Below are 25,488 nucleotides of genomic sequence, written 5' to 3'. Positions count from 1 at the left end.
TTCTACTTGTAGACATTAAAACCTCAAATTAGCTTACAGCTTTTAAATTACCTTTTGAAGATTTATTCAATGCTTGATCAAGATCCTCAATAATATCATCGATGTGTTCAATACCAATACAAAGTCTTACATAACTTTGTGTAACACCCGATGCAGCCAGTTCTTTCTCATTTAATTGACTATGAGTTGTACTTGCTGGATGAATTGCTAAACTTCTAGCATCACCAATATTAGCTACATGATAGAACATTTTTAAAGACTCGATAAATTTTTTACCAGCTTCAATTCCACCTTTAAGCTCGATACCAATCATTGGACCATTTCCACCTTTAAGATATTTTTTTGCTCTATCGGCAATCGGTTTATCGTGTTCTGTAGAATAAATAACTTTTGTAACTACTTTATGTTTTTTTAGAAAATCAACTACATACTCGGCGTTAGCACAATGTTGTCTCATTCTTAAAGCAACCGTTTCAAGTCCTTGAATTATTGCAAAAGCATTATCTGGAGCCAGAGCAGATCCTAAGTCTCTCAATAAACAAACTCTTGCTCTAACAGCAAAGGGAACATTAGCACCAGTTAATTCTGGTACAGCTTTTCCCCAAACGACACCACCATAACTTGCATCTGGTTCGTTAAATAATGGTTGTCTCTTTGGATCTGCGGTCCAATCAAAGTTACCACTATCAACGATACTACCCGCCACAGCTGTCCCATGACCACCTATATATTTAGTGAGTGAATGTATTACCACAGCAGCTCCATGTTCTATTGGTTTACAAATCACAGGTGATGCAGTGTTATCCATTATTAATGGTATATTATATTTTCTTCCAATATCAGAAACTTCCTTAATAGGAAAAACTCTTAAATATGGATTGGGTAGGGTTTCACCATAAAAAGCTCTAGTTTTGTCATCTATTAACTTCTCAAAATTTTCAGGATTACTCGGGTCTGCATATCTTATTTCTATACCAATCTTACTAAGTGTATGTGTGAATAAAGATACCGTTCCACCATAAAGGTCAGTTGAACTAACTATATTGTCTCCTGCTTGAGCAACATTTAGTACAGCAAAAGTTGAGGCAGTTTGTCCTGAAGAAACAGTTAAACATGCAAGGCCTCCCTCAAGTGCAGCTACTCTTTTTTCCAACACATCATTTGTTGGATTCATTATACGAGTATAGATGTTACCAAATTCTTTAAGAGCAAAAAGGTTAGCAGCGTGCTCTGTGTTGTTAAATTGGTATGATGTTGTCCTATAAATTGGAACAGCTACGGCGTTCGTCGCTGGATCACTTCTATAGTCACCACCGTGGATAGCTATAGTTTCAGGGTTATTTCTTTTTTTAGTCATTTTACTCCTTTTTTAGTGCTTCAACATTATGTTAGGCGCACAATACAGTTCAAATGCCTACCGATTTTATTAATTTTGTGAAATTTCCTTTTTAGCAGTTATAAGCCCGCAATAGGATCAAATCGGCAAGTAATTTCTAGCATATAAGCTACATAATTCAAGCTAAATATAAAATTGACTTTGTAATTATTAATAGTATTAATCCTCGCACAATGACAAAATTCACTAAAAAAGACCAATTAAATTCATCTTGGTATGAAATAGACGCGAAGAATGCAGTAGTTGGAAGATTAGCAACTGTAGTTTCAAATATCATAAGAGGTAAGAATAAAACTACATACACTCCTCATATGGATGATGGTGATTTTGTTGTTGTTAAAAATATTGAACAAGCAAAATTTACTGGAAAAAAATTTCAAGATAAAAAATATTACAGACACACTGGTCATCCAGGTGGAATTAAAGTTACAACACCTGAGAAACTTCATGAAAAAAAACCTGGAGAAACTTTAAAAATGGCAGTTAAAAGAATGTTACCTGGTGGAGTATTGGGGAGAAAACAATTAACAAAGTTAAAAATTTATGCAGGAAATGAACATCCGCATTCAGCACAAAATCCTACAATTATCGAGTTAGACAAATTAAATAGTAAAAATATAGCAAGAAACTAAAATGGAAAATACTCAATCAGCTTCAAAATCTCCTAAATTAAAATTAGATTTTAAAGATAGTAAATATGCTACAGGAAGAAGAAAAACATCAATAGCTAAAGTTTGGTTAAAAAAAGGTTCTGGTAAAATTTATGTAAACGGTAAATTGTTCAATGAATATTTTGCAGATGAAACACATAAAATGCAAATTACAAGACCATTTGAGATTATTAATCAGGCTACAGATTATGATGTAAGATGCAGTGTAAAAGGAGGAGGACCTACAGGCCAAGCAGGGGCTATGGTTCACGGTATTTCAAAAGCTTTAGTATTATTTGATGAAAATCTAAAAGCCACCTTAAAAACTGAGAAACTTACAACCAGAGACTCTAGGGCAGTCGAAAGAAAAAAACCTGGTAGAAGAAAAGCTAGAAGAAGCTTCCAATTCTCTAAAAGATAATTTTTTTTTAATTTTTAACTGTTATAATAAAAAATGTCTAAGCTTAACGCATTAGTTGCTGGATCAACTGGATATATTGGTGTTCAATTAATTAAATTATTAGTTAAACACAAAAATATCAATATTAGATACCTTTGCGGAAATTCCTCTGTAGGTAAAAACATTAAATCATATGATAAATCTTTATCTAAATATAAATTACCAAAAATTTTAAAATTTAATAAAAAATTATTAAAAGACGTTCATGTTATTTTTACAGCACTTCCAAATGGAGAAGCGCAAGATATATCTAAACATTTAAGCAAAAATCATACTCTAATCGATCTTGCTGCAGATTTTAGATTAGAAAAAGCTTCTGATTATTTAAAATGGTATAAGCAAAAACATCGAGCAACTAATTTAATAAAAAAAAGTATTTATTTACTTCCTGAAATTAATAGAAAAGAGATTAAAAAATATAATATTATTTCATGTCCAGGATGTTATCCAACATCAATATTGCTTCCTCTATTTCCTTTATTTAAGAAAAATTTAATTAAATTTAATAATATTATAATTGATTCAAAATCTGGATATTCAGGTGCTGGTAGAGGAGTTCACAAAAAATATAAAGATAAAAATCTATATCAGTCTTTAAGTGCTTATGGAGTCGGTTTTCATCGTCATAATTCTGAAATAGATCAAATGTTAAGAAAATTTACTAAGAAAAAATTTCAATTTAGTTTTACTCCTCACTTATCACCAATGTTTAGAGGTATTCTGAGCACTATATACGTTGATTTAGAAAATAATATTTCACAAAAAAAAGTATTAAAAACATTAATTAGTTTTTATAAAAATGAAAGTTTTGTAAAAATATTTAAGTCTGACACTTTGTTAAGCACCAATGACGTAATAAATACTAACAATTGTTATATTTCAGTTTGCAAATCTAAATATAGTAATAAAATAATCATTCTATCTGCTATTGATAATTTAATTAAGGGTGGGGCAGGTCAAGCTGTACAAAATTTAAATAATAAATTTAATTTTCCTGAAAAGACTGGATTAAAATGAGAAAATTTATAATAATTTTTTTTTCATTAATATTAGCCAATTGTTCTTTAAATAAAGATTCTCAATATTGGACAGAAAATTCTATTGAAAATAAAAATAATCAAAAAAAATTAAATCAAATATTAAAAAAGGCAGACGATATAACGTCAATGACATTGGAGGAATATGAGATTTATATAGATGACTATACAAAAAAAAGTAAATATCCAGATATAAGTAAATGAGTAGATTAATTAATATTGCAGTAGTAGGACTTGGTCAGGTTGGCAATTATTTGCTAAACGAACTAAATACAAAAAAGAAAGATATTCAGCTTAAAACAGGTAAGAAAATAAATGTAGTGGCTGTATCTGCAAGAAGTATTAATAAAAAAAGAAAATTTAAAGTTAATAAAAAAATATTTTACAAAAATCCTTTAGAAATTTTTAAAAAAAATAACATCGATATATTGTTCGAAGCTATAGGTTTATCAGATGGAGTTTCTAAAAAAGTTGTAGAAACTGCTTTAAAAAGTAAAATCCATGTCATTACACCTAATAAAGCTTTAATATCAAAACATGGTAATGAGTTAGCAAAACTTGCAGAAAAAAATAAAGTTAATTTGGAATTTGAAGCATCAGTTGCTGGAGGTATCCCGATATTAAGATCTATTAAAGAAGGATTGGCAACAAATAAAATATCAAAGGTTTATGGAATTCTGAACGGCACCTCAAATTATATTTTATCTGAAATGGAAAATTCAAATGAAAATTTTGCTGACGTTTTAAAAAAAGCACAGATGCTTGGTTATGCTGAACCTGGTAATCCTAAATTAGACTTAAATGGTTTTGACGCTTTTGCAAAAGTAAGAATTTTGTCTGCTTTAGCCTTTAATAGTAAAATTTCAAAACATAAATGTTTAATGGAAGGAATAGAAAAAATTGAATTAAAAGATATTAAAATTGCAAATCAATTAGATTTAAGAATAAAGCTACTTGGAATTTCTGAGTTAAAGAATAATCATCTTTTTGAAACCGTTCATCCATGTTTGGTAAGTAAAAAATCTTATATTGGTAATGTTAACGGTGTAATGAATGCAGTAATTCTGCAAGGTAAACCTGTTGGAGAAAGTGTATTGCAAGGGGAGGGAGCTGGACCAGGCCCTACTTCTTCATCATTACTTTCTGATTTATTATCAATTTTGCGTGGAAATATAAAAAAACCTTTCGGTGTTAGTGTTTCTAAGCTCAAATCTTTAATGCCATATAATGTAAATAATTATGTAAATTCATTATATTTAAGATTTGAAGTAAAAGATAAGCCCGGTGTATTATCCGAAATAACTAATCGTTTAGCTAAATACAAAATTTCAGTTAAAAGGTTAATCCAGACACCTGATAAGAAAAACAATAAGGCAACAATAGTTATTATAACTCATAAAACATCTGAAACTAATATTCATAATTGCTTGTCTATTTTCAAAAAAAATAAAAATATTTTAAAAACACCAACATTAATTAGATTGCTTGGTTAATGGAAATTTATTTAAAACTTTTTGAAGTTTTATTTCCAGTATTCCTAATAGTAGGTCTTGGATATCATTTGGGTAAAAAAAATCCAGATTTTGATACATCATTTATAACTACATACGCTGGTAATTTTGGAACTCCAGCACTCGTTATTTTTGCTATTACTGCTGGTGGAGTAACTTTTGAATTATTTAGTGAATATTTTGGTTACGCAATTATCTTATTAACATTATTTGGGATTATAGGTTTGATTTTTCTTGTTCTTATGAAGAAAGATTATATTCGTGAATTACCAACTTTTATCTTGCCGAATACTGGAAATATGGGTATTCCGATTTGTTTGTTTGCCTATGGTGAATTAGGAATGGGTATAGCAGCTGCAATTTCATCTCTTATTGTTTTACTCCACTTTACTTTAAATATTTTTTTAGCAAAAAGGGCCTTTGATTTTAAAACAATATTAAAAAGTCCATCATTTTACGCAATTTTAATAACAGTACTCTTTTTGTATTTTGAAATTCCATTTCCTCAATTTGTATTAAATACTGTAATGCTTTTAGCTTATGGAATGATTGTAATGATCCTTATGTCGCTAGGTGTTGCTCTTACACAAATGAAAGTATTTTCTTTTAAAGATGCATTAATAACTTCTTTTGGAAGAGTAATATTAGGTCCTATTATAGGATTTGCTGTTATAAAATTTTTTAATTTATCTGGTATACCAGCCGGTGTTCTGTTAATTCAGTCTTGTATGCCTAGTGCAATTTTATGTTATTTGATTGCACACATGTATTCTCCTAAAGAAATTGTAGATAATATATCTAGCACAATTGTAGTATCTACAATCATGTCCTTATTCACTATTCCGATTACATTATTCTTTGCTTTAAAATACTTCTATTAAGAGATATCCTTCTTTTATGAAGGCTATAATTTTAAATGCATCTGCTTGGATGATTGTTCCTGTAATGGATGCTTTTGCTAAATATTTAAGCTCATCTATGGATGTTTTGCAGATAACGTGGGCAAGATATTTTTTTACTGTAGTCTTTACATTATCCCTAATGCTTATTTTTTATAGGCATTCATTAGTTTGGACAAAAAAACCAGCCCTTCAATTAATTAGAGGATTAATTTTTGTTTTTTCTACTTATTTATTCTTTTATGCAATATCGGAAATTTCACTTCCTAAAGCCTTGACCTTAGCTTTTGTTGCTCCAATTTGTGTTACAGCCTTATCTCCATTTTTTTTAAATGAGAAAGTAGGGGTGAAGAGATGGACTGCTGTATCATTAGGATTTATTGGAACTTTAATTGTAATCAGACCTGGCTTTATAGAACTTAATTTAGCTACCATGGCTGCTTTAGGTAATGGAATTTGCTATGGTTTTTATCTTATTATCACGAGGAAGCTCAGTACCTCTGACAATCCTCTTTTAACCCTTTTACTATCGGGTTTAATAGGAACCATTATAATTAGCCTATTTATGCCCTCAGTTTGGGTTAATCCTACGTCAAATCAGTGGATTTTAATGGCTTTAATCGGTCTTATAGCCTCTGTAGCGCATCTTTTTCTCATATTATCACTCAAATACGCTGATGCTTCTAAATTAGCTCCTTTGGGCTATACAGAGATAATTACTAATATACTAATTAGTTATTATTTCTTTCATGAACTACCAGATAACTGGACTTATTTAGGTTTATTTATCATTGTTCTCAGTGGTCTATATATTTCTAGAAGAGAATTTTTGATTAATCGTTCCAATTAATAGTAAATAAATAGTTACTAATATATAATGTAATACATTAATATAGTTAATTAAACTATTGTAATTATTATATATTTTATTATATATAATATATATATAAATTAATACAAATTATCAAATAAATTACTATTATCTTAAATAGATAAAGACATAAATAGCAATATTAATAAAGAAAATAAAACAAAATACTTAAAAGTGTTTAATGCCAATGGTTTTATTAGCTAATTAAACACTAAATTCAAAATTCTTATTTTAATAAGTGGGTAGGGGAACAAAAATTTTTAAAAATTCTATAAAAATTGATACTAAATTTAGCCTTGGTATCATTAAAAAGTAGAGCAATGCAGTTATAGAATATATGTTTTAAACGGCCATAGAGGTGCTTTATTTTGTTATATCTCGATATATAGTGCAACTGAAGGGTGTATATTACAATTTATGTTTAAATAAGCTCAAATATCAAAAAAACGTTGATTTTACTAGTCTTTTTGACCATAAAATAGGCCAAAAAAGCCACTAAATATCAACTTTTTCGGATCTCAATAAACGCAGTTTTGTTTTAATTCCACCTCTCCCTGAGTATCCACCAAGGCCTCCATCGGACCGAATTACTCTGTGACAGGGTATTTTGGGGGCATAAGGGTTTTTTCCACATGCATTAGCTACAGCACGCGCTGATTTAGGTCTTTTTATAGCTATTGCTACCTGTTTATAGGTTTTAACAGTGCCTTTTGGTATAGTTTTAAGGTAATTCCAGACTTTTAATTGAAATTTAGTACCTTTCATCAATAAAAATTTAAAATAATGAAACAAACAATAAAGAAAACAGTTAAAATTGAAAGATAAATAGTTTCAAGAGTTTTTCCGTATTTTCTATAATTAATAAAGCTTAATATTGCAAAACCAAAAGATGTTATTAAGAAATATATCGGTTCAATTATTCCGTCTATTCCCATCTATAAGTTATATTTCATCATTATTGAGCTCGCAATATCATTAATTGTCCCTAAAAATGACTAATTATTTTATTTGACATTAGAAAACTCTTGTTATATTACTAATGATAATTAATTGTTATCAATAGTAATAATATGAATGAGCTAACAACAGACCTAAAATCGCTACATGAGGCAACTTTAAATAATCTGAAAAGTTCAAAGGCTAACAATACTTTAAGAGCTTATAAATCTGACTTTAAAGACTTTGGGGCTTTTTGTACAAAGCATGGATTGAATGTATTACCAACAGAGCCAAAAGTAGTTTCCTTATACCTAACCCATCTCTCTAAAAATTCAAAAATAAGCACTTTAAGACGAAGATTAGTATCAATCAGCATGGTACATAAGCTTAAAGGGCATTATCTAGATACCAAACATCCAATCATAGTTGAAAATTTAATGGGAATAAGAAGAGTGAAAGGAAGTATTCAAAAAGGTAAAAAACCGTTATTAATCAATTATTTAAAATCAATTATTAATGTAATAAATGATCAAAAAACTGAGGAAATAAAAAAACTTAGAGACAAATCAATAATCTTAATTGGCTTTGGAGGCGGCTTTAGAAGAACAGAACTGATTTCAATTGATCATGAGGATTTAGAATTTGTTCCTGAAGGGCTCAAAATCACTATTAAAAGATCAAAAACAGATCAATTTGGCGAAGGAATGATAAAAGGTCTGCCCTACTTTTCTAATGAAATATATTGCCCAATAGTGAATCTTAAAAGGTGGCTAGCTATTACTAAAATCAAATCTGGACCTATCTTTAGAAGATTTTCAAAAGGATCGATTTTGACTGATAAAAGATTATCTGACCAATCTGTAGTTTTGTTGATGAAAAAGTATTTAAATTTAGCTGGAATAGAAAATGAAAATTTTGCAGGTCATAGCTTAAGATCGGGGTTCGCAACAGTAGCAGCTGAGTCAGGAGCAGATGAAAGAAGCATAATGGCTATGACGGGACATAAAACAACACAAATGGTTAGAAGATATATTAAAGAAGCTAATCTATTTAAAAATAATGCTTTAAATAAAGTAAAATTATAATTAAGCTTTTTGAATTATTACTTGATGCCAAACGGTTAAATTTGAAATATTTAAAATATTTTTTTTAATAAAATTGTTTATTGGAGTTGATGGATTTTTTTTATAATCTTTGTAATACCACCACATATAATCATCCAATACTAAAAAACCTCCATTTTTTAAAACATTCCAGGCATTAATTAAATCAATTTTGACCTGATCAGAAGAATGATCTCCATCAACATATATTAAATCAAAATATTTATCATTTTGTTTAAAAAAATCATTAGATGTCATTTTGTATTTTCTTAAAAGATTATTAGATTGATAAAACGATGTATTCAAATCAAAGTTTTTTTCTATTAATTTAAAATTAACACTAGTATGCTCATCACTTCCAGACCAAGTATCAACACAAGTTAAATTGCTATTAGAAAAATTTTTAAGAAAAAAAATTGCACTTCTTCCTTCGTAAGAGCCAATTTCAAGCATAGTTTTTACATTTTGAATATTTTTGAAATTGGTAGACAAAAAATTTAAATTATTACAAAACCATTTTTCATTAGAATTTATACTATGAAATTGATTATAAATTCTATTTTCTATTTTTTTTGATTTTTTTTTGGTTTTAAAGTTGGGTAAAAAATTCCTAATATAATTGAATATAATAAATAAAGGAGTTCCAATTAGCATTAAACGATATAAATTTTTAAAAAATTTAGTCATTAATTAAAATAAGGAACTTTTATTACCTAAAGATATATCTAAAAAATATTTTGTAATTTTAGTTTCATTGAAAAGTTTGAAATATTTTTTTTTACCATTTCGAGCAATTTTAATTCTTATTTTATCATTTTTAGAATAAAATTTAATTTTATCAGCTAAATCATTTATATTTTTATAAAAAACAATTTCATTTTTACTAAAAAAATCATTCATTTGAACTTTTTCATCAATAAATGTAAGCAAACCATTTCCCATTATGGAAGCAATTCTGTTACTAGAGTAATACTTTGTAGGTTTACCTCTGCTTAAGTTAAGACCCATTTTTGAATTAATTAATGAATTGTTGAAATCATTGCCCCAAATTGGTTGCTTGTTAGCAAATCCGTAAAAATCATATTTTATATTAGGAATTTTATTTACTAATTTATTCAAAAAATTAATTCTGTCATCTTCACTACCTTCTTTAAGAGTTGCTCTATTTACACCGTGACTCATCGCATAAAATAAATCTTTTTTTGGTTTCATTTGATAAACTTCAAAGCTTTCAATATTTTTATCTACAGGTACAAAGAAAAAATTAAAATTACTTGTGTTAATAGTTTTATCTAAAATTGAGGGATCTGTTGTAATGAAGTTATGATCTACAAAATCTGAATACATTTTAATATTTGAAATATTTTGTTTTGAATAATTAAGACTTTGCATCACTGGATCTTCGTTCCATTGTGACAAGATGAGATTTTTATTAATAGTTTTAAAATCATCTAAGGTATTAAGTTCTATATTTTTACTATGTCCAAAAAAAACAATATCTGGATTATAATTCTTGAAAGTATCAATCAAGTATTTTTGAAAATTATTTTTATTAGGAATTAAACTAAAAGACTTATTATTCCTTAAGAAATCTCTATCACTAATTTCTAGAACATCATGACCATTTCTTACAAAGCCATTAGTAAATTTTTTACCTAAAGAAATATTATATAATCTATGATTAAGTTTCTGTCCTTGATTATATAAATTTATTATTTTTAATTTTTTCTTATTGAAATTAATATTAAAAAAAGGGACACAGCTTTCACGTATTTGATCTATTATTTTTGTATTTGCATTTATTAAATGTATAATATTTTTTCTACTTAAAGATTGTATATGTTTTCTTTTTTTGTTGTTTGTTATTAATTTTTTAATCTCTAAGAAAAGTTCATTTGAGTCTAGTTTTTTTAAAATAATGGCTGAGTTAGTAGTTTCTCTTAATCCACCCCTATTACTTATAATCGTAGCACATCCTCTTGATGTCGCTTCTAATGAGGTTCTTCCAAATGGCTCTTCCCATCTTGATGGTACTACTGCTATTTCTGATCTATTTAATATATTTAATGTTTTTTTATGATTAACAAATCCTAACTCTTTATGATTTGGGTGATTAATATAAATATTTCTTCTATCTTCATCACCTAATGAATAAGCTTTCCATTTAGGAAATTTGTTAAGTATTTTTATTATAGCATCTTTAAAGATGTCATATCCCTTGGAATAATTTAATCTTCCTACAAAAATTATATTTTTTTCTTTCTTTATTTTTTTTTGTTTATTTACACTTGGATAAACTACTTCAGTTTTAGTTTGTAATTTTTGATCTATATCTAAAAAAAATCTTTCCCTAACCCATTCACTGACAAATATTATTTTTTCAACTTCCTTTAGTATTTTTAATCTTTCATTAACTGATTTGGATCCCTTCATTGATAAAGGATCGTTATGAAAATAAAAAATAAATTTACTTTGAACTTTATTTATTAATTTAAATAATAATTGTGGTCTATTATGAATTTCTACAATATCAAAATTATTATTATTAATTTCTTTTATTAGTTTTTCTGCATATTCGTTGGTAGTACTTTTTAATTTTGATTTTAAATTTTTTAAATTTATATTTTTATAATTTTTGCTTAAATAATCTTTTGATTTTGTATGACCATAAATAATATTATTTTTTTTATATTTTGATTTTTTGAAAAATTCAGAAACCCACAATGAAGCAGCTGATGCTTTACCAAATGTATAATTTTCTTTATATGGCAAGATAGTTGCTATATTAAGATTTTTTTTTAAATTCATATAATAATCTCAATCTTTCTTTTCTATCTTTTTTTAGCTTATATTCAAACGAAAGTGCTTTAGATTTAGAATAAAATTTTTTTTTGTAAACAAATTCCCATTTATACCCTTTGGTAGACTTGGCACCTAAATTTGAATTATGTTTTTCTAATCTTTTATTTAAATTATTAGTATATCCAACGTATGTTTTAACTGGATATCCATCTAAAGTTTTAATGAAATATACGTAATAAACCATCAGAGGTTATCTAATTTTTGGCGGTCCCTAGGGGAATCGAACCCCTCTTTCGAGGATGAAAACCACGTGTCCTAACCGATAGACGAAGGGACCGAATTGCTGCTTTTTATTGTAAATTCTTCAATTAATCAAGCTTATGATTATAAATTTTGTTTTAGTTTTATTACCTTTTTAAGACCTGACGATTTATGAGTTACCAATGTCTCTGAAAAGAAATCATTACCTTGTATTTCGATGCCTGCTACTAAATCGCCTGAAGTAATCCCAGTCGCACAAAATATAGAATCGCCTGTGACAATTTCATTTAATTCATATTTTTTTCTTAAATCATTTATCCCCATTTTTTTTGCTCTTGCTTTATCCTTTTCTGTTTTAAACAAAAACCTACCTTGAAAATTACAATTAAATGCGTCCAAAGCAGCTGCAGCAAGAACACCTTCTGGACCACCTCCAGTGCCTAAAAAAATATCAACATTATATTTTTCTTCGGTGACCAGTAAAGCCCCTGAAACATCACCGTCAGTAATTAATTTTAGATTTACTTTTAATTTGTTTAACTCATCTATAATTTCTTTATGCCTTGGTCTGTCCAAAATACATGCGGTTAAATTTTCTGGACTCTTATTTAAATAATCACTTAAATTATAAATATTTTGCTTTACAGTAAAATCTAAATCAATAACGTTTTTTTCACTAACCCTAGCTGAAATTTTTTCCATATAGGTTTCAGGGGCCTTAAATAAATTATTTTTTTCAGAGATAGCGATCACTGATAATGCACCAGGTAAGTTGTTAGCTGCAAAATTGGTTCCCTCCAAAGGATCCACAGCTATATCAAATTCAGGTCCATTATTTGTACCAAGTTTTTCTCCAATATATAACATTGGTGCTTCATCTAATTCACCCTCACCTATTACTATCTCACCTTGAATATTTATTTTATTCAATTCACTTCTCATGGAATCTACAGCAGCTTTATCAGCAGCAATTTTATCTTTTTTTCCAACTAAATATGAAGATGCTAAAGCAGCTTTTGAGGTAACATTTATAAATTGATCAATAAATTTTGTATCAATTGTCATTAAGCTTTTTCATCAATTAAATCTTCTTGATTTATTTTGGACTCGAATTCTCTTAAACGTTTATATACACTTGCAAGTTCTATAATTGTTGGCCAAGCTTTCAATATGTATTGCATTGACCCTTCTACTCTACCAAATGCTCTTATTATTTGTTGCATTACCCCAAGAGTTACCGCACCAGCTACTATAGCAGGAGCTAAGAAAACGTAAGCAGACAAAACGTTAGCCTGTAAATAAGCTATTCTTCCAATGTTAAAATACAAATATCTAATATAACTTAAAAAATGAATACTTCTTACACCATCAAATAATTCTTCAATAGTTTTTGGTCTTACAGTTCCATCGTCTTCTGCAATTACAAGTATTTTTCTATAAGCCGCTTCTTTTTTTTGGAGATCGTATTCAACTCCAACTAATCTTAAAATTAAACCAAGTAAAATTAAAAAAATTGTTCCTCCAACTGACCAAATTAAAGCACCAACTATTAACCCATAATCCCAATCACCAAAAAAGAAAATTGGTATACCCACACTTAATCCAAATAATATTGGTGTAAATTGAACCAATACCATAATTGCCTCAATAAGACTTGTTCCTAGAGTTTCCATTATTCTGGTGAACTTTATAGTGTCCTCTTGTACACGTTGGGATGCACCTTCTATTAGTCGAGCTTTTTCATATACACTATGGTACCATTCTACCATTGCAGTTCTCCATCTAAATAAATAATGAGCTGTAAAGAAACTTATAATTACACCAAGAGATACTGCCATAGCTGCTAATTTTGTAAAAGATAATAAACTCATCCAATATTCACTCATTGTGATTGAATTTGGAGCGGCTAAAGCCTTTTGAATCATATCGTAGAATTCACCAAACCACTCATTAATTTTTACATCCAGTTTTACTTGAACCCAAAGTGAGGATAAAATAATAGCTGAACCAATCCATGACCACAGAAACCAACTTCTTTGAGTGAAAAATCTAAACATTAATTATTTTAAAAAATTATCCGCGTATGATTTCTTCACAGTTTTTCTTTTTCTTGGTTCAATTAATTCAAAATCAATTTTTTTCTTTTTTGCGTAATTGATTGCTAGCTCCTTTGATGTAAATTCTAATTTAAGTTCTGTATAAGTGTCAGATGAACTTTCCCAACCCATCAAAGGGTTTTTTGTTGGATCTTTTGTTTTAAATTCTAAAATCCATTTATCACTTTTTGCTAATCCTGATTGCATAGGATTTTTATTTGGAATGTAAATAATAGCTTTTCTCATAAATGATGGTCGGAGTGGCAGGATTCGAACCTGCGACCCTCTGGTCCCAAACCAGATGCGCTACCAGGCTGCGCTACACTCCGATCCGAGTACTAATACAGCAGTTATTGATAATTTCAATGTATAAAGATACCAAAATTAAAAGAAATTTGAATAAAATCTGGTATATAACGAGGCATGATAATTACTTGTCCAAATTGTAACAAGCAATTCAAAATTGATAATTCTTTAATACCAGATGAAGGTAGAGATGTGCAATGTGGATCATGTAATCATATTTGGTTTTATAATATCCAAGAAAAAAATAATGAAGTACTAGAGTTAAAACAGGAAATTATCAGTGAAGACATAGAAATAAAAGCTGAAAATAAAGAGGATAAAATAGAAGAGAAACAACGAGCTGAAGAAATAATTAAAACTGAAATAAATAATAAAAAAAAAGAAATAAATTCAGAAAAACAAAAAAATACAACTATACTTAAAAAAACAGAAAATAAGGGAAGTAAGTTTTTTTCTTATTTAATTGTTTTTATTATATCTTTTGTAGCATTAATTATCTTGCTCGATACTTTAAAAACTCCACTAATTAATGTTTTTCCAAGATTGGAAATCATACTATTTAACCTTTTTGAAACATTGCAAGATATAAAACTATTTATTATAGACCTAACTTAATTTTTTATGATTAATTACATATCTAAGCCTTTTAGATGGTTTTTTAAATTAGAAGCAGCAAGTGGGCTTGTATTGTTGTTTGCTGCAGTAATTGCATTATTTATAAGTAATTCTGGTCTAGCAGATTTATATTTTGCTACTCTAAATAAATATTTATTCATAGGAATTAATAATTTTGGGTTAAAACTATCAGTATTGCATTGGATCAATGATGCTTTGATGGCAATTTTCTTTTTCTTTGTCACTTTAGAAATTAAAAGAGAATTTTTACAAGGTGAGCTTTCAAATATTAAACAAGCTTTATTACCTATAATTGCTGCCGTGGGAGGAATGTTGGTACCTGCATTGTTTTATGTTTTTATTAATTTAGGTGATAGCGAAACTTTAAATGGATGGGCAATTCCATCTGCGACTGATATTGCTTTTTCTTTAGGAGTTTTATCTTTGTTGGGTAAGAGAGTTCCTTTATCATTAAAAGTATTTTTAACAGCGTTAGCTATAATTGACGATTTAGGAGCAATAGTAATCATCGCCCTATTCTACTCTGGAGATCTGAGCATTAAGTATTTAACTTTAATGTTATTAGCTTTTATTGTTTTGTTATTAATTAACAAATTTAACATTAAAAAATTTCTACCTTATTTGGTTGTAGGACTATTCCTTTGGGATTTTACGCATAACTCAGGAATACACGCTACTATTGCTGGTGTCTTGTTGGCTATGACAATTCCTCACAGAAAAAAAGAAAAAGATTTTTCGTTATTAATAAAAATTGAACATGCAATTAGTCCGTATGTTGCATTCGGAATAATGCCTTTATTTGCATTCGCAAATGCCGGTGTATCTTTAGAAGGTTTATCTTTTGCTTCGTTACTTGATAAAGTTCCCCTTGGTATAGTACTAGGACTATTCCTTGGTAAACAATTTGGTGTTTTTGTGTTCTCATATGTATCTATAAAATTGAAAGTAGCTCAAATGCCAAACGATACAAGTTGGTACAATTTTTATGGTGTAGGAGTTCTTACTGGAATTGGTTTCACAATGAGTTTATTTGTTGGAAATTTAGCTTTTGTTGAAAACATGCAATATATGGATGGTGTAAAAATCGGGGTATTAACTGGATCCTTGTTATCAACTTTATTTGGTTATTTTTTAATATTACTTACACCAAATAAACCTAATAAATGAGAAAAATAATATTTCTATTTTCTATAATTATGTTTTTTTTTAAAACGTCAGCAACAGCGAACTACGAAAAAAAAATCTATGATTTAAGTATCGAGAGTATAACTGGTGAGACAATTAATTTAGAAAATTACAAAAACAAAGTTATTTTAATTGTAAATACAGCAAGTTATTGTGGATTTACAAAACAATATGACGAATTACAAGAATTGTGGGACTTATATAAAGAAAAAGGTTTGATTGTTCTTGGTGTTCCATCTAATTCTTTTAATCAAGAAAAAAATAACAATGCAGATATTAAAGAATTTTGTGAAGTAAATTTTAATATTAACTTCCCATTGACAACATTAACTGATGTTAAAGGAAAAAATGCTCATGAACTTTTTAAATGGGCAAAAGAGAATCATGGTAAATCAGCGGAACCAAAGTGGAATTTTCATAAAATCTTGATTAATAAAGAAGGTAAAGTTCAAGATACATTCGCATCATTTACAAAACCAACTTCAAAAAAAATAATTAAAGCTATAGAAAATATTTTATAAGTTTATTGTTAATCCATCATGTGCTGGAATAACATTTTTTGGTATTATTTTTTTTAGCACTTTATAATCAAGTACTGGTGATAAGTTTGTAAGAATAGCTTTTTTAGGTTTGAATTTTTTAATTACAGCAAGTGAAGTCTCTAAATTAAAGTGTGATGGATGAAAGTTGTACCACAAACAATCGACGATTAAATATTGAAGATTTTTAAAATATTTATGATCTTTGTTATAAATTTTACTTACATCACTTATATATGCTAATTTTTTATTAATAATAAAGCAATTAGATTTTACTTTACCATGTTCTACCATAATTGATTGAATACTAATTTTTTTATTATTATTTTTTATAAATATTTTTTTTGGTAACTTATTAAGTTGAAGAGTTGCAGGATATTCTTTTGAATAACTTTTAAAAATGTATGAAAATGTAGAGTTGAGATACTGCGAGGTATATTTATCAGCGTAAACATCAAGCTGTTTTCTGCTGTTTATATAAAAAGATCTCAAATCATTTATCCCATGAGTTTGATCACCATGCATATGAGAATATAATACTTTATTAATTTTTTTTATTTTATGTCTTAAAAGTTGCTGTCGTAGGTCAGGAGATGTATCTATAAGAATATTTTCATCCTTGGTTTTTATTAAGGCAGAACATCTTGTCCTATAATTTTTTTTATTATTAGGATCACAATTTCCAAAGAAGCCATCAGGTCTGGGAACACCCATTGAACTACCACATCCTAAAATAATAAATTTCATTAATTTCAATTAAAAAAAAGTTTATTAAAATTATCCGTAGTTTTTTTAATAAGATCTTCTTTGGATAAACTTTTAATTTCAGCTAATTTTGCAGCAGTAAAATCAATAAATGATGGTTCATTTTTTTTTCCTCTTTTAGGAACGGGAGCTAAAAAAGGACTATCAGTCTCAATTAAGATATTATCCATTGGAATAGATTTGAACGTATCTTGTAAATCCAATGAGTTTTTAAAAGTAATGATACCGCTTGCTGAAAAGAACGAATTTAAAGTCATTAGTTTTTCTGAGAATTCTTTAGACCCAGTAAAACAATGCATCAAAATTTTAAGGTTTTCATTTTTATATTCATTTAAAATCTCAAAAGTTTCTTTTTCTGCATCTCTTGAATGAACAATTAATGGAATATTAGTTTTTATGGATGCATCTATATGTTCTATAAAACTTGCTATCTGCTTGTCTTTTTCACTATTATTATAATAAAAATCTAAACCAGTTTCTCCAATTCCAATAATTTTTGAATTTTCATTGAGACTTTCAATGATCTGCTTTGAAGTGATAATATCTGTCGAGCTTTCATGAGGATGAATGCCAATAGTGCCATAGATCATCTCATCTTTATTAATTAAATCTTTTACTCTAGAAAAACTTTCAAACGAAGTTGAGATGGTAAGTAATTTTTCTATACCCACTTCTTTTGATCTTTGTATTACATTAGCTAAATCACTTAATAATGGTTCATGATCTAGATGACAGTGTGAATCAATCATTGTTTTTCTCTATTTTTTTAAAAAGTATATCTATTTTATTTATATTATTACCTTTTGTTAAATACTCATTATTAGAAACTGAATTTAATTTTATATTATTTTCTTCAATGTCAAAAATCTTTAATGCCTTTAAAGAAGATTCGGGAATAATTGGATACAATAAAAAACTTATTTTTCTTACAATTTCTAAAGTAGTGTAAACAATAGTATTTAGTCTAATTATATCGTCTTTTTTTTTCCATGGTTCTTGATCATTAAAATATTTGTTAGCTTCAAAAAGTGAATTTACAATATAATCAATGTAAAAATTAATATTTTGATTGTCAATTTGTGATCTAATATTATCTAAATTATCTTTATACTTATTTAGTATTAATAAATCCTCATCATGAAATTTAACTTCTAATGGAATCTTTCCATTACAATTTTTTATTGCAAAAGCGGTTACACGCTGACATAAATTTCCATAATTATTAGCTAAATCACTATTGATACAATCTTCTAGTCTTTCTTGAGATATATTTCCATCATTCCCAAAAGAAACTTCTTTAATTAAGTAGTATCTTAAAGGATCTAGACCATACTCTTTAATTATTTCAAGTGGATCAAGAATATTTCCTTTAGATTTAGACATTTTTTCTTCCCCTGATAATATCCATCCATGGCCGTAAACTCTCTTTGGTAAATCAATTTTTGCTGCTAATAAAAAAGCAGGCCAATAAACAGCATGAAATCTAAGTATATCTTTTCCAATTAAATGTATTGAAGCTGGCCAAAATTTTTTAAACAAATCATCATCTGTATTAGGATAATTTAATGCACTTAAATAATTCGTTAAAGCATCTAGCCAAACATAAATTACATGGTTTTCATTATTTGGAACAGGTATACCCCATGAAAAACTTTTTCTACTTACAGAAAGATCTTTAAGACCACTTTTTACAAAGCTAATAACTTCATTTTTTCTAGATTGAGGAGAAATGAAATCTGGATTAGCTTCATAATATTCTAATAAAGGTTTTTCCCATTTTGAAAGTCTAAAAAAATAAGACTCTTCTTCAATCCATTCAACAGGAGATTTTGATGATGTAGCAATTTTTTTTCCGTCTAATTCCTCAATTTCCTCTTCGTTATAAAAGGCTTCATCAGATACTGAATACCATCCAGAATAGTTTGATAAGTATATATCATCATTTTTCTCAAGTTCATTCCAAAGATGTTGAACTGTTTTTTTATGTCTAGCTTCTGTAGTTCTTATGAAATCAGTATTTGATAAATTTAAAGTATCTGAAAGGTCTCTGAAAGTTTGGCTAATTTGATCACAAAATATTTGAGGCTCCTTCCCTGCTTTTTCTGCTGATCTTTGAATTTTTAAACCATGTTCATCTGTACCTGTAAGAAAATGAACTTGATAATCATCAATTATTTTAAATCTTGCAAAAAAATCAGCGATAATACTAGAATATGCATGACCCATATGAGGTTTAGCTGAGGGGTAATATATGGGTGTAGTAATATAAAAAGTTTTATCCATTTAGTATTTTATCCTCAAATTCAATAAATAATGCTTCTTCATCTAAATTATAAATTTTAGTATTATTAATTTTTTCTAAAAAATAATGGTATGACTTTAGTAAACTAATATTTTCACTAGATATATTCTTTCTAAAATAAAGTTCAATAAAAGAATAAATGATTTCAATAATTGATTTATCTTTTTTATAAATTTTATCTTTAATTATGGTTATTAGAGTTGTATTTAAATTAAAATTAACAAAGTCTAAATTATATTCTTTAGAAAACCTAATTAATTTTAATAATTTTCCAGGAGTAGCATAATAATCAAATAACTCATTACTGATAATAAGATTTACGTCATCGTTTAATAATTGATTAACAATTCTAATAGACTGATCTTTTGTTAAAAAAACTTTGAAATTTAAACATCTAGATTTAAGAGTTGGTAGCACTCTTTTATTATTATTTATTAAAATAAAATTTATATTTTCATTAGGTTCCTCTAAAATTTTTAATAAAGCATTAATAGAATTTAGGTTTAATAATTCAATATTATCAATTAAAACAAATCTCTTTTTATTATTAAATGACGATTTATTTAAATCTATTATCAATTCCCTAATTTGATTTATATCAATATTTTTTTTTTCTTCTAAGACATCAATTAAATAAAAATTTGGATTAGATTTATTTACTATAAGTTTGTACGATTTATTATCTGGATTAATTTTATTATTTTCAAAGTCATATGGATGTTCTTCATTTTCCGATAATACAAGATTAATTAAATGATATGCTAATGTTGATTTTCCAATACCTTTTTCACCAGATAAAAGAATTTTATTAGGCAAAGTATCGTTTTTAGATAATTTATATAATTGATTAAAAACTTCTTTGTGCTCAAATAAATTTATTTGAGTTAGGGGATTTAAATTCATTTAATTAATTTTTTAATTTGATTTATTATTAAATCTTCATTTATTTTTATATCTAAATTAGAATCAATTATTTTGTATGATTTTTTATTCGATTTAGCTAATTTCAAAAAACCTTTTTGAACTTTATTATAAAAATTCATATCAAACTGATCATATCTATTGAGAGATTTTCTATTTTTTAATCTTTGAAATAGATTTTTTTTATTTACAACATTGAGAAAAGTAAAATTAACTTTAATGTTTTTTAGTAGAAATTTATTTATGATATTTATAATGTTTAAATCAACACCCATGCCATAATGCTGATATGCTATAGTTGAGTCTATAAATCTATCAATCAAAATAATTTTTTTTTTGTATGATTTTTTTATAAGATTTATATTTTCACTACGCGCTGCTAAATATAAAAGTAAATCAGTATATATGTTAAAATTAGATTTTTTATTTAAAATTAATCTCCTTATTTTTTCAGAATTAAGACTTCCGCCTGGTTCTCTTATCTTTATATAGTTAATTTTCTTTTTATCTAAATATTTAGATACTTTATTTATATGATGACTTTTGCCACTACCCTCTATACCCTCAAAAACAATGATGGGTTTTTTAGACATCACCCCAAATTAAATAATTTATTGATTTTATTAATCTTGTAAAAAAATTAACTTTTTTAATTTCTTTCGATGAAAGTAAATCATACTCACCAATGAGCTCTTGATCATAAACAACTCTTAGAGTGGCTATTTTTTGATCTTTTTCAATTGGTGCTTCGACTGGTCCTTCATACTTAACAACAACTTTTAAAAGTTTTTTTTTCGCTTTTTTGATTGTTTTATAAATATCTTCCTTTGTATATGCTTCCACACTATTCTCTTTTCCTAACCAAACATCAATTTTGTGTAATGGTTTATTAGCTTTAGCTATTTCTACAAGATCATAGTTAGTTAAACCAAATGTAAGTAATTTTGTGCTCTCTTTAGATCTAGCATTTTTAGAATTAAAACCGCTTCCTACAGCAATCAATCTTCTGCCATTTCTATCTATTGATGATGCTAAAGAATATTTTTCGACTGCTAAATAACCAGTTTTTATTCCATCTGCTCCAAGATTTTTATAAAGCAATGGATTTCTATTTCCTTGTGTTATTGGATCGCCCCCTGTTCTATCCCACGTAAATTCTTTTTCAGCAAACATTTTGTAAAATTCAGGATGTTCTTTAATTAAATATCTAGACATTTTTAAAATATCTCTAACAGTTGAGTAATTGTCGGGGTCATTTATTCCTGATGAATTAGAAAAATTTGTATTATCCATACCTAATTCTTTTGCTTTAGCAGTCATTAAAATTGCAAATTCTTCTTCTGTACCTGCTATACCTTCGGCTAATGCAATACATGCGTCATTACCAGAAGCAACAATAATACCTCTTAATAAATTTTCTACAGAGACCTGATCACCTACCATTATAAACATTGATGAATACCCAGATGTAGATAATCTCCAAGCTCTCTCAGATATTATAAATTTTTCGTCTAGATTAAGATCGCCTGATTTTATTAAATCAAAAGCAATAATTGCTGTCATTATTTTTGTCATAGAAGCTGGATAAATTGAAATATCTGGCTCTTTTTCATAGAGAATTTCTCCAGAATGATAATCTTGTAATATTGCGGTTCTTGCCTTTACATCAAAATTAGCTTTTGAAAAACTTACTAATGAAAAACTAAAAAAAATTACAATTAAAAATATTCTAAACATCTTTTAATATCTCTATATTTTCAAAATTTAATACTTTTATTTCGTTAAATGATTTTTCTAGTTTTTTTATATCATTAAATGGACCCAATAATACCCTATATTTAGTTTTAGATAATTTCTTAATTATAGATCTTTTTATATTTGTCTCATCTTTTATTCTATTAACCATATTTTCTGCTGAGTCTCGGTAATAAAAATCTGCAATTTTTATTGAATATAAAAATTTATGTTTTTTTATTTTGACTTCTTTAGTCTTTTCTTTACCCAGATTATCTATGGTAATGCCGTCAACAGGAGCTTTTTCAGCTACATTTTTCTCTTCATCAAAAGTCTTTGCCTTTTTAGCTACAAATGTTGAACTTTTTGAGATTAAAACAAGATCGATATAAGGTTCTTTAGGGTCAAGTGATAACTCTTCAGCAATTCGTTGCGTAATCACAGAATTATAAAAAGTAGAGAATTTAACGTTATTAGAGATTACTTCTGCTATAATGGATTTATCATTAATAGGATTGGTAATTTTAACAAATGAATTTTTTTTAATTTTATTATGAAAAATTAAAAGTGATCTATTATCGATTTTTTTAGATATTTTTTTTTCTTTTTTTAATTCATCATCATAAATTAAAGCAAATCCAGTATTACTATAATTTTGATCACTAATATAAACTAAGTTTTTATTTTTTTGATCAAATTGATTACATGCAGATAAAAAAAGTATAGAAATAATTAATATTAGTTTTTTAAAGTTCATTTTTAAATTTATCTTTTAATGTACAAACAGCTAAAGCAAATCGCAATGACCTATTCCATTTTAATATTACCTCATAGTTATCAAATACAATATATGCTGGATTTAAAGTTTCGGCATCAGGTATGATATCTTTATCTGGAGTTACAATGGCTGCCTTTAAAGAGTTGTACTTATCATCTATTTGATCATTATTTTTAATAAATTTTCTAAAATATTTTAACTTTTTTTTATCATGAAGTTTTTTTGCGGAAATGTTTAAATATTTACTTGGTATATTGTCTGATAAATCAATTCTATAAAAACAAGGATTTTCACTTTTCCAACCTATTTGATTTAAATAATTAGATGCAGAAGCATAGGCATCATTATTATTTTTTAAATCTATATATCCGTTGCCATCGTGGTCAATAGCATAATTTTTCATTGTTGATGGCATAAATTGAAAAAAACCAAAAGCACCTGCCCAAGACCCATATAACGTTTTATAATCTATTTGATCATTTTCTATTAATCGCAAAAGTATTAATAATTCATTTGTAAAAAATTCTGATCTTCTTTTATCAAAACTTAAAGTTGCCAAAGAGGATAAAATATCCATTTTACCAACATACGTTCCAAAATTAGTTTCTATACCCATCAGAGCTAATAGTAACTCTCTCTCAATATTAAATTCGTTTTCAACAGAATTTATTAATTTTGAATTTTTTTCATAGAATTTTTTTCCTAAAGATACTTTTTTTGAAGATGTTCTTTTTGAAATATAAGTTTTAGTATCCTCATAAAATTCAGGTTGGTACCTATCATATTTTATCACATTTGATAAAAATTTAGTATCAGACATAACCGTATTAAACGTTTTTTCTGAAATATTATTTTCTAAAGCTATTTTTTTGAAATTTAATTTCCAATTTTCAAATTCTTTATTGATATCAGCAAATGAGAGATTAATAGAAATAAAAATAAAAAATAAAAAAAAATTAATTAGTTTCATGCAAATCCTTCAAATATATAATTACAGCAATCCAAATAAAAATAAAACTAACTAATTTTGTTATTGAAAAAGGCTCATTGTAATAAAAATACCCTAATAAAAACTGAAATGTTGGAGTTATGTAAAATATCATACCAGTCGCTCCTAAACCACATAGTTCGACACCCCTAACATATAAAAATAAAGGTATAACAGTCATAGGTCCAGCAAGATAAATAAATAACATCATCGATGGATCAGATAATTGAAAATCATTATACCCTTTGCTAGCGATCAAATAAAAAGCTAACAGTGCAAATGGTAATATAAATAAACTCTCTATAAGAAGGCCTACATCAGTATCAACGTTAATTTTTTTTCTGACAAGATTGTAAAACCCCCAACTTAAAGCAACAATTAAACCAACCCAAGGCAATGATTTAATACTTACAATTATTAAAAAAAGGATAGATAGAATAACTAAAAAGATTGAAAAGACTCTTTTTTTATTAAGTTTCTCTTTAAAAAAAAGATATCCCAGCATTACACTTAAAATGGGCATTATAAAATAACCGAAACTTGCATCTATAATTCTATTTGTTGCTATAGCATATATCCATACACCCCAATTTATAAAAATTAAAAAACCCGAGATAAATAAATAAAATAAATTTGATTTATTTTTTACAATTTTAAAAAAAATATTCCATTTAGAGAAAAAAAAAGTAGTCAGAATTAAAGTAAAAGCTGTCCATAAACATCTATGAACCACTAGTTCAATATGTCCAATATAAGCAATATATTTAAAATAAATTACACCAAAAAAACCCCACCAAAAAGATCCAAATCCAGCAAGTAATAAGCCTTTGTTAAATTCTTTATTCATAGGAAATCATGATGGTTGTAATTAATAAGTTTATTAGACTATTTTATAGTTGAATTAAATAATTATAATTATAAAACCTTGCTCACGGAGAGATGGCTGAGCGGTTGAAAGCACCGGTCTTGAAAACCGGCAAAGGGGCAACTCTTTCCTGGGTTCGAATCCCAGTCTCTCCGCCATCATTTTTGTGTATAGTTAAAGTTTTTATATAATAAGTTGATATTGTTATTTTCAAATTCAAAATCGGTTTTAAAACCATTGTAAAAATTATACAAATTAGTGTCATCAATATTTAGTAATTTTTCTAAATCAAGAAGATCATTTTCATTTAAATTATTTATATATTTTTTTGTAAATGCACCCAAAAGATTATCCATTTCTTTTGTACCTCTATAATTAGATCGATAAATAATTTTTTTTTTTAATTCATCTATGTTGATCATAATAATTAGAATATATTAGGTG

At 27.1% G+C, this 25,488-nt stretch carries 29 protein-coding genes, 3 tRNA genes and 1 riboswitch; of the genes, 12 read left to right on the top strand and 20 right to left on the bottom strand.

Annotated elements, in window-relative coordinates; genetic code table 11:
• Positions 1-28: 28 nt before the first annotated feature.
• Positions 29-1,357, bottom strand: coding sequence for an O-acetylhomoserine aminocarboxypropyltransferase/cysteine synthase family protein (locus AMN88_RS02810; RefSeq protein ID WP_075536322.1), 1,329 nt, complete (start codon positions 1,355-1,357; stop codon positions 29-31).
• A 1-nt stretch (position 1,358) separates the two neighbouring features.
• A riboswitch (SAM riboswitch) is annotated at positions 1,359-1,425 on the bottom strand.
• Between the two features lie 144 nt (positions 1,426-1,569).
• On the opposite strand from AMN88_RS02810, the gene rplM reads away from it, so the two are divergent.
• From rplM to AMN88_RS02775, 7 genes are read left to right on the top strand one after another with little or no spacing between them, the layout of a single operon-like run.
• Positions 1,570-2,028 carry a 50S ribosomal protein L13 gene (gene rplM, locus AMN88_RS02805; RefSeq protein WP_075536321.1) on the top strand — a complete coding sequence of 153 codons (459 nt, stop codon included), beginning with the start codon at positions 1,570-1,572 and terminating at the stop codon, positions 2,026-2,028.
• 1 nt (position 2,029) lies between these two features.
• Positions 2,030-2,467: a 30S ribosomal protein S9 gene (rpsI, locus tag AMN88_RS02800; RefSeq protein ID WP_075536320.1), complete on the top strand. Its 438-nt coding sequence runs from the start codon at positions 2,030-2,032 to the stop codon at positions 2,465-2,467.
• A 33-nt stretch (positions 2,468-2,500) separates the two neighbouring features.
• Positions 2,501-3,523: an N-acetyl-gamma-glutamyl-phosphate reductase gene (gene argC / locus AMN88_RS02795; protein ID WP_075536319.1), complete on the top strand. Its 1,023-nt coding sequence runs from the start codon at positions 2,501-2,503 to the stop codon at positions 3,521-3,523.
• Positions 3,520-3,747, top strand: a complete 228-nt coding sequence (locus tag AMN88_RS02790) for a hypothetical protein (RefSeq protein ID WP_075536318.1) — start codon at positions 3,520-3,522, stop codon at positions 3,745-3,747. Before argC ends, AMN88_RS02790 begins: the two co-directional genes overlap by 4 nt.
• Positions 3,744-5,036, top strand: a complete 1,293-nt coding sequence (locus AMN88_RS02785) for a homoserine dehydrogenase (RefSeq protein ID WP_075536317.1) — start codon at positions 3,744-3,746, stop codon at positions 5,034-5,036. The genes AMN88_RS02790 and AMN88_RS02785 overlap by 4 nt, the downstream gene beginning before the upstream one ends.
• Positions 5,036-5,935 (top strand): AEC family transporter, encoded by a 900-nt coding sequence (locus AMN88_RS02780; RefSeq protein ID WP_075536316.1) that lies wholly within the window; start codon positions 5,036-5,038, stop codon positions 5,933-5,935. The genes AMN88_RS02785 and AMN88_RS02780 overlap by 1 nt, the downstream gene beginning before the upstream one ends.
• Before the next feature lie 16 nt (positions 5,936-5,951).
• Positions 5,952-6,803, top strand: a complete 852-nt coding sequence (locus tag AMN88_RS02775; RefSeq protein ID WP_075536315.1) for a DMT family transporter — start codon at positions 5,952-5,954, stop codon at positions 6,801-6,803.
• Between the two features lie 516 nt (positions 6,804-7,319).
• Here the strand turns inward: AMN88_RS02775 and AMN88_RS02770 are convergent.
• On the bottom strand, positions 7,320-7,589 hold the full coding sequence (locus AMN88_RS02770; protein WP_075536314.1) for a methylated-DNA--[protein]-cysteine S-methyltransferase: 270 nt from the start codon (positions 7,587-7,589) through the stop codon (positions 7,320-7,322).
• 305 nt (positions 7,590-7,894) lie between these two features.
• Here AMN88_RS02770 and AMN88_RS02765 point away from each other — a divergent pair, with 305 nt between their 5' ends.
• Positions 7,895-8,848, top strand: coding sequence for a site-specific integrase (locus AMN88_RS02765; protein ID WP_075536313.1), 954 nt, complete (start codon positions 7,895-7,897; stop codon positions 8,846-8,848).
• Here AMN88_RS02765 and AMN88_RS02760 read toward each other — a convergent pair whose 3' ends face one another.
• The 8 genes from AMN88_RS02760 to AMN88_RS02725 form a co-directional block, all read right to left on the bottom strand.
• Positions 8,849-9,553: a class I SAM-dependent methyltransferase gene (locus tag AMN88_RS02760; protein ID WP_075536312.1), complete on the bottom strand. Its 705-nt coding sequence runs from the start codon at positions 9,551-9,553 to the stop codon at positions 8,849-8,851.
• A 3-nt stretch (positions 9,554-9,556) separates the two neighbouring features.
• Positions 9,557-11,674, bottom strand: a complete 2,118-nt coding sequence (locus AMN88_RS02755) for a glycosyltransferase (protein ID WP_075536311.1) — start codon at positions 11,672-11,674, stop codon at positions 9,557-9,559.
• Positions 11,652-11,912: a GIY-YIG nuclease family protein gene (locus tag AMN88_RS02750; protein ID WP_075536310.1), complete on the bottom strand. Its 261-nt coding sequence runs from the start codon at positions 11,910-11,912 to the stop codon at positions 11,652-11,654. The genes AMN88_RS02755 and AMN88_RS02750 overlap by 23 nt, the downstream gene beginning before the upstream one ends.
• Positions 11,913-11,930: 18 nt before the next feature.
• Positions 11,931-12,005 (bottom strand) — tRNA-Glu (locus AMN88_RS02745).
• Positions 12,006-12,052: 47 nt separating this feature from the next.
• Entirely contained in the window at positions 12,053-12,994 is a 942-nt protein-coding gene (glpX, locus tag AMN88_RS02740) for a class II fructose-bisphosphatase (RefSeq protein ID WP_075536309.1), read from the bottom strand.
• Entirely contained in the window at positions 12,994-13,986 is a 993-nt protein-coding gene (locus AMN88_RS02735; protein ID WP_075536308.1) for a putative transporter, read from the bottom strand. Before AMN88_RS02735 ends, glpX begins: the two co-directional genes overlap by 1 nt.
• A gap of 3 nt (positions 13,987-13,989) precedes the next feature.
• The gene (locus AMN88_RS02730) at positions 13,990-14,271 is read right to left on the bottom strand and encodes an ETC complex I subunit (protein WP_075536307.1); all 282 of its coding nucleotides are present in this window, start codon (positions 14,269-14,271) and stop codon (positions 13,990-13,992) included.
• Between the two features lie 6 nt (positions 14,272-14,277).
• Positions 14,278-14,354, bottom strand: a tRNA-Pro gene (locus AMN88_RS02725).
• Between the two features lie 94 nt (positions 14,355-14,448).
• On the opposite strand from AMN88_RS02725, the gene AMN88_RS02720 reads away from it, so the two are divergent.
• From AMN88_RS02720 to AMN88_RS02710, 3 genes are read left to right on the top strand one after another with little or no spacing between them, the layout of a single operon-like run.
• On the top strand, positions 14,449-14,946 hold the full coding sequence (locus AMN88_RS02720) for a zinc-ribbon domain-containing protein (protein WP_075536306.1): 498 nt from the start codon (positions 14,449-14,451) through the stop codon (positions 14,944-14,946).
• Positions 14,947-14,952: 6 nt separating this feature from the next.
• Entirely contained in the window at positions 14,953-16,134 is a 1,182-nt protein-coding gene (gene nhaA / locus AMN88_RS02715) for a Na+/H+ antiporter NhaA (protein WP_075536305.1), read from the top strand.
• A gap of 29 nt (positions 16,135-16,163) precedes the next feature.
• The gene (locus AMN88_RS02710) at positions 16,164-16,673 is read left to right on the top strand and encodes a glutathione peroxidase (protein WP_082254620.1); all 510 of its coding nucleotides are present in this window, start codon (positions 16,164-16,166) and stop codon (positions 16,671-16,673) included.
• On the opposite strand, the gene AMN88_RS02705 is transcribed toward AMN88_RS02710, so the two are convergent.
• From AMN88_RS02705 to rarD, 9 genes are read right to left on the bottom strand one after another with little or no spacing between them, the layout of a single operon-like run.
• Positions 16,668-17,438 carry an MBL fold metallo-hydrolase gene (locus AMN88_RS02705; RefSeq protein ID WP_075536303.1) on the bottom strand — a complete coding sequence of 257 codons (771 nt, stop codon included), beginning with the start codon at positions 17,436-17,438 and terminating at the stop codon, positions 16,668-16,670. The genes AMN88_RS02710 and AMN88_RS02705 overlap by 6 nt on opposite strands.
• Positions 17,439-17,443: 5 nt before the next feature.
• Positions 17,444-18,205, bottom strand: a complete 762-nt coding sequence (locus tag AMN88_RS02700; RefSeq protein ID WP_075536302.1) for a TatD family hydrolase — start codon at positions 18,203-18,205, stop codon at positions 17,444-17,446.
• Positions 18,198-19,739: a methionine--tRNA ligase gene (gene metG, locus AMN88_RS02695; protein ID WP_075536301.1), complete on the bottom strand. Its 1,542-nt coding sequence runs from the start codon at positions 19,737-19,739 to the stop codon at positions 18,198-18,200. The genes AMN88_RS02700 and metG overlap by 8 nt, the downstream gene beginning before the upstream one ends.
• Positions 19,732-20,661, bottom strand: coding sequence for an AAA family ATPase (locus tag AMN88_RS02690; protein WP_075536300.1), 930 nt, complete (start codon positions 20,659-20,661; stop codon positions 19,732-19,734). The genes metG and AMN88_RS02690 overlap by 8 nt, the downstream gene beginning before the upstream one ends.
• On the bottom strand, positions 20,658-21,272 hold the full coding sequence (gene tmk, locus AMN88_RS02685) for a dTMP kinase (protein ID WP_075536299.1): 615 nt from the start codon (positions 21,270-21,272) through the stop codon (positions 20,658-20,660). Before tmk ends, AMN88_RS02690 begins: the two co-directional genes overlap by 4 nt.
• Positions 21,265-22,416 carry a D-alanyl-D-alanine carboxypeptidase family protein gene (locus tag AMN88_RS02680; RefSeq protein ID WP_075536298.1) on the bottom strand — a complete coding sequence of 384 codons (1,152 nt, stop codon included), beginning with the start codon at positions 22,414-22,416 and terminating at the stop codon, positions 21,265-21,267. The genes tmk and AMN88_RS02680 overlap by 8 nt, the downstream gene beginning before the upstream one ends.
• Entirely contained in the window at positions 22,409-23,170 is a 762-nt protein-coding gene (locus tag AMN88_RS02675) for an SPOR domain-containing protein (RefSeq protein WP_075536297.1), read from the bottom strand. The genes AMN88_RS02680 and AMN88_RS02675 overlap by 8 nt, the downstream gene beginning before the upstream one ends.
• Positions 23,160-24,161 (bottom strand): lytic murein transglycosylase, encoded by a 1,002-nt coding sequence (locus AMN88_RS02670; protein ID WP_075536296.1) that lies wholly within the window; start codon positions 24,159-24,161, stop codon positions 23,160-23,162. Before AMN88_RS02670 ends, AMN88_RS02675 begins: the two co-directional genes overlap by 11 nt.
• Positions 24,148-25,026 (bottom strand): EamA family transporter RarD, encoded by an 879-nt coding sequence (gene rarD / locus AMN88_RS02665; protein ID WP_075536295.1) that lies wholly within the window; start codon positions 25,024-25,026, stop codon positions 24,148-24,150. Before rarD ends, AMN88_RS02670 begins: the two co-directional genes overlap by 14 nt.
• Before the next feature lie 86 nt (positions 25,027-25,112).
• Here rarD and AMN88_RS02660 point away from each other — a divergent pair.
• Positions 25,113-25,202 (top strand) — tRNA-Ser (locus AMN88_RS02660).
• On the opposite strand, the gene AMN88_RS02655 is transcribed toward AMN88_RS02660, so the two are convergent.
• Complete coding sequence (locus tag AMN88_RS02655; RefSeq protein WP_256997783.1) at positions 25,203-25,466, bottom strand: succinate dehydrogenase assembly factor 2; 264 nt, start codon at positions 25,464-25,466, stop codon at positions 25,203-25,205.
• Between the last annotated feature and the right edge of the window lie 22 nt (positions 25,467-25,488).

The sequence above is a fragment of the Candidatus Pelagibacter communis genome, from assembly GCF_001180165.1.
Taxonomy (GTDB): domain Bacteria; phylum Pseudomonadota; class Alphaproteobacteria; order Pelagibacterales; family Pelagibacteraceae; genus Pelagibacter; species Pelagibacter ubique_P.
Note: the sequence above shows the minus strand (reverse complement) of the source record. Positions and strands in the feature narration are given on the sequence as shown.